Annotated in this window: 1 rRNA gene; it reads right to left on the bottom strand. The window is 51.1% G+C overall.

The features are described 5' to 3' along the window. Positions 1–177: 177 nt before the first annotated feature. Positions 178–272 (bottom strand): 23S ribosomal RNA (locus H3O04_RS35865); the annotation flags it as partial.

The following is a 272-nucleotide window of genomic DNA, read 5'->3' on the forward strand; positions in this document are numbered from 1 at the left end:
CCGACTCGCTATGGTCATCAGGCAAAGGGGGTTGTTGCGTTGCTTCGCAGCGCAACCAATCTTGGAAGAAGCAGTAATTTTGAGTTGTGTGTATCACACACGAGAATCCAACATGTCGCTCTGGATCTTGCGGCCGGTGCTTTCGCACGGCGCCGATCTACAAGGCAGACTTGTTATAGGATCAAGCCTTACGGGCAATTAGTATCAGTTAGCTGAACGCATTACTGCGCTTACACACCTGACCTATCAACGTCCTGGTCTCGAACGACCCT

It is taken from the genome of Burkholderia sp. KCJ3K979, assembly GCF_016759955.1.
GTDB lineage: Bacteria > Pseudomonadota > Gammaproteobacteria > Burkholderiales > Burkholderiaceae > Burkholderia > Burkholderia orbicola.